A 10,798-nucleotide genomic window follows, 5' to 3' on the forward strand; every position below is an offset into this window, starting at 1 on the left:
GATCCGTCGATGCTGACACTGGTACAACTGGATCAAACCGCTATCGACCGGATCGTCGCCAGCGTCCCGGGCGGCGCGGCGAATGTGCAGGATATCTACCTGCTGGCGCCGTTGCAGGAAGGTATTCTCTATCATCACATCAGCGCCGAGGAGGGTGACCCGTACCTGCTGCAATCGCGCATGGCGTTCGACAGCCTTGAGCGCTTGCACGGCTTCATGGGCGCGCTGCAACAGGTGGTCGCGCGCCACGACATCCTGCGCACCGGCGTGGTCTGGGAAGGCCTGGACAGCCCGGTGCAAGTGGTGTGGCGCGACGCACAGCTGGTGGTACAGGAAGTCGCCCTGGACCCGGCCGACGGTAGCGTCATCGAGCAATTGCACGCCCGTTTCGATGCGCGTCACTACCGCCTGGACATCACCCAGGCACCGCTGTTGCGCATGGTTTACGCCCAGGACCCGGCGAATAATCGAGTCGCGGCCATCCTGCTGTTCCACCATTTGGCACTGGACCACACCGCCATGGAGGTGGTCGGCCAGGAGATGCGTGCGTTCCTGTTCAACCAGGCCGATGATTTGCCCGCCGCCGCACCGTTTCGCAACTACGTGGCCCAGGCCCGCCTGGGTGTGAGCGTGACGGAACATGAACAGTTCTTCCGCGAGATGCTCGCCGATGTCGATGAGCCGACCTTGCCGTTTGGTGTGCAGGACGTGCAGGGCGACGGCCGCGATATCGAAGAGGCCGAACAACCCTTGGATGCCACCCTGGCGCTGCGCGTGCGTGAACAAGCGCGGTTGCTCGGCGTCAGCGCGGCGAGCCTGATGCACTTGGCGTGGGCCCAGGTGCTGGGGCTGGTCTCCGGTCGCGACGATGTGGTGTTCGGCACCGTGTTGATGGGCCGTATGCAGGCCGGCGAAGGCGCCGACCGTGCGTTGGGGATGTTCATCAATACCTTGCCTCTGCGGGTGGATGTGGCCGTCGGTGCTGCCGATGCGGTCAAGGCCACCCATAAACGCTTGAGTGCCTTGCTCGGCCACGAACATGCCTCCTTGGCCCTGGCCCAGCGTTGCAGTGGGGTGGCGACGTCCATGCCGCTGTTCAGCGCACTGCTCAATTACCGCCACAGCACCCCCGGCGAAATGGCCCGTGACGGCCACGGTATCTGGGAAGGCGTGCAGCTGTTGGGCGGTGAAGAACGCAGCAACTATCCGCTGACCTTGAGCGTGGACGACCTGGGCGCAGGCTTTGGCCTGACCGTACTGGCGCTGCCACAGATCGGCGCCCAGCGGCTGTGCGGCTACATGCACAGCGCCGTGGAGCAGTTGGTGACGACCTTGGAAAGCAGCGCCACCGCAGCCCTGAGCCGCTTGCACATTATGCCGGCCGCGGAGCGCGACACCCTGCTGCGCGAGTTCAACACCACGGCGGCGGACTTCCCCACGGGGCACACCGTACACGGTGCCTTTGAAGCCCAGGTCGAGCGTCAACCCGACGCGATTGCCGTGCAGCAAGACGGCGAATCCCTGACCTATCAGCAACTCAACCAACGCGCCAATCAATTGGCTCATCACTTGTTGCAACGGGGCGTGCAGCCAGATGATCGCGTGGCAATCTGTTGCCGTCGCGGCCCACAGATGCTGGTCGGCCTGCTGGGCATTCTCAAGGCCGGCGCCGGGTATGTGCCCATCGACCCGGCTTACCCCGCTGAGCGTATTGCCTACCTGCTGCAGGACAGCGCCCCGGTGGCGGTGTTGGCCGAGGCCAGTACCCGTGGCCAGCTGGGGGCGGTGAGCACGGTGGACCTGCATGGCGACAGCTGGCAGCACCACGCCGTCAGCAACCCACAACCGCTGGCCCTGACCCCGGCGCACCTGGCTTATGTGATCTATACCTCCGGCTCCACCGGCCAGCCCAAGGGTGTGATGGTGGAACACCGTACCGTGGAAAACCTGGTGCACTGGCATGGCGAGGCCTTTGGCCTGGATGCGCGCAGCCACACCAGCAGCGTCGCCGGTTTTGGCTTTGACGCGATGGCCTGGGAAGTCTGGCCGGCCTTGTGTGCGGGGGCGACCCTGCACCTGCCGCCAGCCAACATCGGCAATGAAAACATTGATGAACTGCTGGCTTGGTGGCTGGCACAGCCGCTGGACGTGAGCTTCTTGCCGACGCCAGTGGCCGAATACGCGTTCAGCCAGAACCTGTTGCACCCGACCTTGCGCATCCTGCTGATCGGTGGCGACCGCCTGCGCCAGTTCACCCAGGAGCGGCGCTTTGCGGTGATCAACAATTACGGGCCCACCGAAGCCACGGTGGTTGCCACCTCCGGCCGCGTACGCGCCGGGCAGGTGTTGCACATCGGCAGGCCCATTGCCAATGCCCATACCTACTTGCTCGATGGGCAATTGCGCCCGGTGCCGGTGGGTGTGGCCGGTGAGTTGTATGTGGGCGGCAGCGGTGTGGCACGGGGTTACTTGAATCGCCCGGACCTGACCGCCGAGCGCTTCCTGCAAGACCCGTTCAATCCAGGGCGCATGTACCGCACCGGCGACCTGGCGCGCTGGTTGCCAGACGGCAATATCGAGTACCTGGGCCGTAACGACGACCAGGTGAAAGTGCGCGGGGTGCGGGTCGAATTGGGCGAAATCGAAAGCCGCCTGGCGGCCTTGGACGGTGTCGCCGAAGCGGTGGTACTGGTGCGTGACGGTCGCTTGGTGGCCTGGTTCACCGAGCACAACCCCCAGGCTATCGAGCGCCTGCGCGAGCAACTGCAAGCCCAACTGCCCGACGCCCTGGTGCCAGTGGCCTACGTCAAGCTCGACACGCTGCCCCTGACCGCCAATGGCAAGTTGGACCGCAAGGCCCTGCCGGAGCCGGATCAAGCCGCCTTGTTCAGCCGTGACTATGAAGCGCCCCAAGGCGAGGTTGAAACCACCTTGGCGCGGATCTGGGCCGAGGTGTTGCAGGTGGAGCAAGTCGGTCGTCATGACCACTTCTTTGAGCTGGGCGGGCATTCGTTGCTGGCGGTCAGCCTGATCGAACGCATGCGCCAGGTGGGCCTGAGCGCCGATGTGCGCGTATTGTTCGGCCAGCCGACCTTGGCCGCATTGGCTGCCGCCGTGGGCAGTGGCCGCGAAGTGCAGGTGCCGGCCAACCGCATTGCTGTTGATTGCGCGCGCATCACCCCGGATATGTTGTCTCTGGTGGACCTCGATCAATCGACTATCGACCACGTCGTCAGCCAAGTACCCGGCGGTGCTGCCAATGTGCAGGATATTTACCCGTTGGCGCCGCTGCAGGAAGGCATTCTGTACCACTACATCAGCGCCGAGCAGGGCGACCCGTACCTGCTGCAATCGCACCTGGCGTTTGACAGTGTCGAGCGCCTGAACGCTTTCGCCCAGGCGCTGCAACAGGTCATCGACCGCCATGACATCCTGCGCACCGGCGTAGTCTGGCAAGGCCTGGTACAACCGCTGCAAGTGGTGTGGCGCAAGGCTGAATTGCCGCTTGAAGAGCTGCAGTTGCAAGGCGATGTATTGGCCGGCCTGCATGCGCGTTTCGATGCGCGGCGCTATCGCCTGGATATCAGTCAGGCACCCTTGATCAACTTGAAGTACGCTCAGGACCCGGCCAATCAACGCGTGGTGGTGGTGCTGCTCTATCACCATATCGCCCTCGACCACACCGCATTCGACGTGGTGCTGCGTGAAATGCAGGGTTACTTGCTTGGTCTGGCCGCCCCGACTTCGGCGCCGATGCCGTACCGCAACTACGTGGCCCAGGCGCGCTTGGGCGTGAGCGAGCAGGAGCACGAAGCGTTCTTCCGCGAGATGCTCGGTGATGTCGATGAGCCGACGTTGCCCTTCGGCCTGCAGGATGTGCGTGGCGACGGCAATGCGATCGAAGAGCACTGCCTGCGCCTGGACAGCGACCTCAATCGCCGCCTGCGCGCCCAGGCGCGTTTGCTCGGCGTGAGCACGGCGAGCCTGTTCCACCTGGCCTGGGGCCAAGTGTTGGCGGCCACTTCGGGTCGCCACAGCGTAGTGTTCGGCACCGTGCTGGTGGGTCGAATGCAAGGTGGCGAGGGCGCCGACCGCGCACTGGGTGTGTTCATCAATACTTTGCCGCTGCGCCTTGACATCGACGAGCAAGGCGCACGCGCTGCCGTCCGTGCCACCCATGCGCGGCTTACCGCGTTGCTCGGGCATGAACATGCGTCCCTGGCCCTGGCCCAGCGTTGCAGCGGCGTGGCGGCGCCGGCACCGCTGTTCAGCTCGATGCTCAACTATCGCCATCGCGGCGTGGCAACGCGATCGGCCGAGGCGCAGCAGGCCTGGGAAGGCATGCAGACGCTACTCAACGACGGCCGCACGAACTACCCGTTGACCTTGAACGTGGATGATCTGGGCGATGGTTACGACGTCACCGCGCTGGCGCAATTCGATGCGCGGCGGGTGTGTGGTTACGTGCAGACTGCCTTGGCCGGGCTGGTTGAAGCGCTGGAGCAGGCGCCGCATCAGGCACTCAACCGTCTGCCGATCCTGGATACCGAGGAACGGCAAAAACTGTTGGTGGCGTTCAACTCGACCGAGGTGAACTACAACCTCGACCAAACCCTGCACGGCCTGTTCGAGGCCCAGGTCGAACGCACGCCGCAGGCCGTGGCGGTCAAGGCCGGTGACCAGTACCTGAGCTACAGCGAGCTGAACGAGCGCGCCAACCGCCTGGCCCACCACCTGCGTGAACTCGGCGTGCAGCCGGATTCGCGGGTGGGCATCTGCGTCGAGCGTGGCCTGGACATGGTCATTGGCCTGTTCGCGATCCTCAAGGCCGGCGGCGGTTATGTGCCGCTGGACCCAGCGTATCCACGTGAGCGTCTGGCCTACATGCTGCAAGACAGCGCGCCTGTGGTGGTGTTGGCGCAAGGCGCAACCCGTGCGTTGCTGGGCGATGTGCCGGTGATCGACCTCGACCACAGCACCTGGCAACAGCAGCCCGCGAGCAACCCACAGGTTGCGGGCCTTACGGCGCAGCATCAGGCCTACGTGATCTACACCTCCGGCTCCACCGGCCAGCCCAAAGGCGTGATCAATGAACATGCCGGGGTGGTCAACCGCCTGTTGTGGATGCAGGACGCCTACGGCCTCAAGGCCCATGACGCGGTGCTGCAGAAAACCCCGTTCAGTTTCGACGTGTCGGTGTGGGAGTTCTTCTGGCCGCTGTTCACCGGCGCACGCCTGGTCATGGCGCGCCCGGGTGGCCATAAAGAGCCTGAGTACCTGTGTGCAGTGATCGAGGCCGAACACATCACCACGCTGCACTTTGTGCCGTCGATGCTGGATGTCTTCCTGGCCCATGGCGATGTCAGTCAGGCGGCCGGGCTGGTACGCGTGATGTGCAGTGGCGAAGCCTTGCCGGGCAGTCTGGTACGGCGCTTCAAACAGCAATTGCCGGGGATCGGACTGTACAACCTGTATGGCCCGACCGAAGCGGCGGTGGACGTGACCGCCTGGAGCTGCATGCGCCCCGACGTGCCGGACAACACGCCGATCGGCAAGCCGATTGCCAACACGCGCATGTACTTGCTGGATGCGCAGTTGCAGCCAGTGCCGTTGGGCGTGGTCGGCGAGCTGTTTATCGGCGGCGTGCAAGTGGCGCGTGGCTACTTGAATCGTCCTGAGCTGACCGCCGAGCGCTTCCTCGACGACCCGTTCAACGACGGGCGCATGTACCGCACGGGTGACGTCGGCCGATACCTGCCCGATGGCAATATCGAGTACCTGGGCCGCAACGATGACCAGGTGAAAATCCGTGGCCTGCGCATTGAACTGGGCGAAATCCAGGCGCGGCTGCTGGAGCATTCGCAGGTCAACGAGGCCGCCGTGGTCGCCCGCGAAGACCGGCTGGTCGCTTACTACACGGGCGTACCCACCGATATCGAACACCTGCGCGCGCACCTGCTGCAGCATCTGCCGGACTTCATGGTGCCTGCGTTGTTCATGCACCTCGACGCGCTGCCGCTGAGCCCCAACGGCAAGCTCGACCGCAAGGCCTTGCCAGCGCCGGGTATGGACGCACTGATCGTGCGCGAGTACGCGGCGCCGGAAGGTGACACCGAAATCCTCCTGGCCAAGCTGTGGGCCGAGCTGCTCAACGTAGAGCGGGTCGGGCGCCATGACAACTTCTTTGAACTGGGCGGGCACTCGCTGCTGGCCGTGAGCTTGATCGGACGCCTGCGCCAGGAAGGCCTGGAAGCCGATGTGCGGGCGCTGTTCGAACAGCCGACCCTGGCCGGCTACGCCGCTATAACTGAACGAATGGAGATCGTCCTGTGAGCATTTCTGAGCTGTTGGCGACGCTGAAAACCAAGGACATCCAATTGGCGCTGAAAGGCGAGCAGTTGTCGGTGCAAGGCAACAAACAAGCGCTGGGCGACCCGGCGATCCTCACCGCATTGCGCGAGCACAAACCGGCGCTGATCGAGTTGATCAAGGCCGGCGAGTACGCGGCGACTAAGGCTGGCGAAGTGGAAGTCCCCGCCAATGGCATCCCGGCGGGCGCCGAGCGCATCACCCCGGTCATGCTCACCCTGTCGACACTGAGCCAGGACGAGATCGACCGCATCGTCGCCACGGTGGAGGGCGGCGTGGCGAATGTCCAGGATATCTACCCGCTGGCGCCATTGCAGGAAGGCATTCTGTTCCACCACGTCAGCGCCGAACAGGGCGATCCGTATGTGATGCAATCGCAGTTTGCATTCGACAGCCTGGCGCGTTTCGACGCATTCGCCCAAGCCCTGCAAAGCGTGATGGACCGCCATGACATCCTGCGTACCGGCGTGGTCTGGGACGGTTTGCAGGAACCGTCGCAAGTGGTCTGGCGTCAGGCGCGGCTGCCGGTACAGGCGTTGGAGTTGGACCCGGCTGACGGTGATATCGCCGCGCAGCTGCACGCGTTGCTCGATGCGCGCCACTATCGCCTCGACGTGACCCAGGCGCCTCTGTTGCGTCTGGTGCGTGCCGAAGATCCGGCCAATCAGCGCATCGTCGCCACCTTGCTGTTCCACCACATGGCCCTCGATCACAGCGCCCTGGAAGTGGTGTGCCATGAACTGCAGGCGTGCCTGCTGGGGCAGGGCGCAGCATTAGGTCAGGCGGTGCCATTTCGCAACTACGTGGCCCAGGCGCGCCTGGGGATCAGCGAGCAGGAGCACGAGGGCTTCTTCCGCCAGATGCTCGGCGACATCAGTGAGCCGACCTTGCCGTTTGGCCTGCAGGATGTGCAGGGCGATGCCCGTGGGATTGCCGAAGTCAGCCTGCCGCTGGCGCCGGCGCTGGGGCAGCGTTTGCGTGCGCAAGCTCGGCAACTGGGGGTGAGCGCCGCCAGCCTGTTCCACATGGGCTGGGCGCAAGTGCTGGGTGTGCTGGCCGGTAAACAGCAGGTGGTATTCGGCACGGTATTGATGGGCCGTATGCAAGGCAGCCATGACACCGATCGGGCGCTGGGGATCTTCATCAACACCTTGCCGTTTCGCGTCGACGTGGGCGTCGAAGACGTGCGCGCCGGGGTCAAGGCCACCCACGCGCGGCTGACCACGCTGTTGCGCCACGAACACGCCGCATTGGCCCTGGCCCAGCGTTGCAGCGGCGTGGTGGCGCCGACGCCGCTGTTCAGTGCGTTACTCAACTATCGCCACAGTGCCCCGACCGCCAGTGCCGCCGCCGTGTCAGCCTGGCAAGGCATCGTGGCGCTCAGTGCCGAAGAACGCACCAACTACCCGCTGACCTTGAGCGTGGATGACCTGGGCGATGGCTTTGGCTTGAGCTTGCTTGCCAGCACCTTGGTGGACCCGCAGCGCGTCTGCGCTTACCTGCAAACCGCCCTGGAAAACCTCGTGACCGCGCTGGAACAGGCGCCACACACACCACTCAATCAGGTTTCGGTCGTGCCCGCCGCCGAGCAACAACAGCTGCTGCAACAGTTCAACGCGACCCAGGCTGACTTCCCCCAAGGCACCACCTTGCACGCTCGCATCGAAGCCCAAGCCGCGCTCACGCCCGAGGCTATCGCCGCCGTGCACCAAGGCCGGCAGTTGACCTATGCCGAGCTGAACCAGCAAGCCAACCTGCTGGCCCACCACTTGCTCGCCCTGGGCGTGAGGCCCGACGACCGCGTGACCATCGTCGCCCGCCGAGGCCTGGACACCTTGGCCGGGTTGCTGGCGATCCTCAAGGCCGGTGCCTGCTATGTGCCGGTGGACCCGTCCCACCCGGCCGAGCGCCTGAACTACCTGCTGACCGACAGCGCCCCGGTAGCGGTGCTGGCCCAGCACGCCTTGCTTGAGCGCCTGCCGGTGCTGGATGTGCCGGTGATCAACCTGGATCGCTACACCTGGCAGCACCATTCGGCGAGCAACCCTACGGTCGCGGTCACACCGTCGAACCTGGCGTATGTGATCTACACCTCCGGCTCCACCGGCCTGCCCAAGGGCGTGATGGTGGAGCATCACACCGTGGCCAATCTGGTGGACTGGCATTGCCGCGCCTTCGACCTGTGTGCCGGGCGCCACACCGCCAGCGTGGCGGGGTTCGGTTTTGACGCGATGGCCTGGGAAGTGTGGCCGGCGCTGTGTGTGGGCGCGACCCTGCACCTGCCGCCCGCGAATGACGGCGCCGAGGACATCGACGCGCTGCTGGCGTGGTGGTGTGCGCAACCGTTGGACGTGTGCTTCCTACCGACGCCGGTTGCCGAATATGCCTTCAGTCAGCAGATCGAACATCCCACGTTGCGCACCTTGCTGATCGGTGGCGATCGCCTGCGCCAGTTTGCCCGAGCCCAGCGCTTTGAATTGATCAACAACTACGGCCCCACCGAAGCCACGGTGGTCGCCACCTCCGGCAAGGTCGAGGCGGGGCAGCCGCTGCATATCGGCAAACCCGTGGCCAACGCCACGGTGTATGTGCTGGACGAACAGCAACGCCCGGTGCCGTTGGGTGTGGCGGGCGAACTGTACGTGGGCGGCAAGGGCGTGGCGCGGGGTTACTTGAACCGCCCGGAGCTGACCGCCGAACGCTTCCTGCAAGACCCGTTCAACGGCGGGCGCATGTACCGTACCGGCGATCTGGTGCGCTGGCTGGCGGACGGCAATATCGAGTACCTGGGCCGTAACGATGACCAGGTAAAAATCCGCGGTGTGCGCATCGAGTTGGGCGAGATCGAAACCCAGCTCAACCAGTTGCCCGGCATCCTCGAAGCCGTGGTGCTGGTGCGTGACGAGCGGCTGGTGGCGTACTTCACCGAAAACCCACAGCTGGACCCGCTGACCGTAGGCGACATCCGCGCCCATCTGGTGGCGCACCTGCCGGATTACATGGTGCCGGTCGCCTTCATGAAACTGCAGGCGCTGCCGCTGACCGCCAACGGCAAGCTCGACCGCAAGGCCTTGCCGGCACCGGACATGGCCGCCGTGTTTACCCGTGAGTACGAGGCACCCCACGGTGAAATCGAAAGCGTGCTGGCGCAGATCTGGGCCGATGTATTGCAGGTTGAGCGGGTAGGGCGCCGCGATCATTTCTTCGAACTGGGCGGGCATTCGTTGCTGGCGATGCGCATGGTGTCGCAGATCCGCCAGCGCCTGGGCGTCGAATTGCTGCTCGGTGATCTATTTGCCAACGCCGAACTGGCCGCGGTTGCCGACGTGCTGGCCCGCGCCGGACGCAGCACCTTGCCGGATATCCTCCCGGCCAATCGCGATGAAGACATTCCGCTGTCCTTCGCCCAGCAGCGCCTATGGTTCCTGGCGTTGATGGAAGGCGCCAACACCGCCTACAACATCCCCATCGGCCTGCGCCTGCGTGGACAGTTGCATGTGGAGGCATTGCAACGGGCGCTGGCGCGGATCGTCGCACGGCATGACACCCTGCGCAGCCGTTTTGCCCAGCACGGCGACGAGGCCCATGTGCTGATCGTTCCGGCCGAGGACATGTTGCCCTTGCAAGTGCAGGACCTGCGCCGCCACCCACAACCGCAACAGGCGCTGGACGCCTTGATCCACGGTGAAGCGTCGGCGCCGTTCGACCTGGAGCGCGGCCCATTGCTGCGTGGGCGCCTGGTGGTGATGGCCGACGATCACCATGTGCTGTTACTGACCTTGCACCATATCGTTTCCGATGGCTGGTCCATGGGCGTGCTGACCCGTGAGTTGATGGCGCTGTACCGTGCGTTCAGCCATGGCCAGCCCGACCCGCTGCCACCGCTGCCGATCCAGTACAGCGACTTTGCCGTGTGGCAACGTCTGTGGTTGAGCGGCGAAGTGCTGCATCGCCAAAGCACCTATTGGCAGCAGGCGCTGGATGGCGCACCGGCGTTGCTCACACTGCCCACCGACCGTCCACGGCCTGTGCAGCAGGACTACGCTGGCAGCAGCGTCGCCGTGCGTCTGGATGAACGCCTCACCGCCGGGCTCAAGGCGTTGAGCCAACGCCATGGCACCACGCTGTACATGACCTTGATGACGGCCTGGGCGTCGTTGCTGGCGCGGCTGTCTGGGCAACAGGACCTGGTGATCGGCACGCCAGTGGCCAACCGCACGCGCAGTGAGGTGGAAGGGCTGATCGGGTTGTTCGTCAACACCTTGGCCGTGCGTATCGACACCTCGGGCGAGCTGAGCACCGAGGCGCTGCTGGCGCGGGTCAAGGGCCTGACGCTGGCGGCCCAGGCCCATCAGGACTTGCCGTTCGAACAGGTGGTGGAAATCATCCGTCCGGTGCGCAGCCTGGCTCATAGTCCGGTGTTCCAGAC

The 10,798-nt window shown here is 64.8% G+C and carries 2 protein-coding genes; both read left to right on the forward strand.

The window, feature by feature from the left end; all coding sequences use genetic code 11:
• On the forward strand, positions 1-6,333 hold a 6,333-nt coding region (locus ACRESD_RS06345), incomplete at its 5' end, for an amino acid adenylation domain-containing protein (RefSeq protein WP_431750145.1).
• Positions 6,330-10,798, forward strand: a 4,469-nt coding sequence (locus tag ACRESD_RS06350; protein WP_431750146.1) for an amino acid adenylation domain-containing protein, incomplete at its 3' end; no start/stop codon positions are given. The genes ACRESD_RS06345 and ACRESD_RS06350, both read left to right, overlap by 4 nt.

The organism is Pseudomonas sp. (genome assembly GCF_050739995.1).
Taxonomy (GTDB): Bacteria; Pseudomonadota; Gammaproteobacteria; order Pseudomonadales; family Pseudomonadaceae; genus Aquipseudomonas.